A 1246-nucleotide genomic window follows, 5' to 3' on the forward strand; every position below is an offset into this window, starting at 1 on the left:
GCAAAAATCGAGAATGTCTGGTCGAAGCGGCTGCCATCCGAGACCGGCCGCGCGGCCACGACCGGCACCGCTGCCGCAGGCTCTGCCGAGGCCGTTTCCCGGATGGGAAAATCGGACGGCGGCGGCACCACGCGCAGCGCCGTGGTGGTGACGACGCGCGGGCTGTCGGCGCCCGCCGGCGCGCTCTGCTCCACCGAAGCGGTGGAGGCGAAGCCGCCGAGCGTCAGCCCGCCGGTCAGCCACAGGCCGACCAGACCCAGCAGGCCGACCGCGATGCGCCACCAGGCGAACACCGCATAGCCGTGGTGAGAGACGAAATCGAGCAGGCGGCGCACCACCACCAGCGCCGCCACGAAGGCGGCGACAAACCCGATCAGCACCACCAGAAGATCGCTGGAGGACAGGGCATCCCGGTTCTTGTAGAGATCATAGGCGAAGGCGCCGGCCATGGTCGGCATGGCGAGGAAGAACGAGAACTCCGCCGCCGAGCGCTTGTCGGCCTTGAACAGCAGCGCGCCGACGATGGTGGAACCGGACCGCGACGTGCCGGGGATCATCGCCAGCACCTGAAAACAGCCGATCACGAAGGCCAGCCAGATCGGGTAATCGTAGGCGCTGCCGTAGCGCGGCTTGAGCGGCATGCGATCCACCGCCAGCAGCACGATGCCGCCGAGAAACAGCGTGATGCAGATCAGCACCGGCGTCTCGAACAGCACCCGCTTGATAAAGTCGTGGGCGATGACGCCCACCACCACCGCCGGCAGAAACGCCACGAACACGCTGAGCACGAAGTGCCGCGCCCGCGCGCTGGTGGGCAGCGCCACCGCCACCGACCACAGCCGCGTGAAATAGACGCCCACGATGGCCAGAATGGCGCCGAGCTGGATCAGCACCTCGAATGCGCGGCCCGTGCTCTCGAAACCGAGAAAATGGCCCAGCAGCAGAATGTGGCCGGTCGACGAGACCGGAATGAACTCGGTGAGGCCTTCGACAAGGCCCAGAATCAACGCATCAAACAGCGTTTTGAAATCCATTGTCGCAAAATCCCGCCCGCCTGCGGCGCCCGGCCGGGCAGCCGCACCGCACAATATGCCGTTTCGATAGCATGGTTCCGCGCAGCCGCGTGCGCCAAATTGCATCCGTTCCGGAACAATCCCGCGGGAAGCGGCCGAACGCGCGGCCCGGGCTGCAGCCGCCGCTGCGGTTGGCACGGGGCTGTTGCACGGCTGTTACAGGCGCCGCGCGC

The 1246-nt window shown here is 67.2% G+C and carries 1 pseudogene; it reads right to left on the reverse strand.

What is annotated here, in order from left to right:
• Positions 1-230: 230 nt before the first annotated feature.
• Positions 231-1034: pseudogene (locus V7067_RS15405) on the reverse strand (undecaprenyl-diphosphate phosphatase); the annotation flags it as partial.
• Positions 1035-1246 lie beyond the last annotated feature (212 nt).

This window comes from Pseudoxanthobacter sp., assembly GCF_036822375.1.
Lineage (GTDB): Bacteria > Pseudomonadota > Alphaproteobacteria > Rhizobiales > Segnochrobactraceae > Pseudoxanthobacter.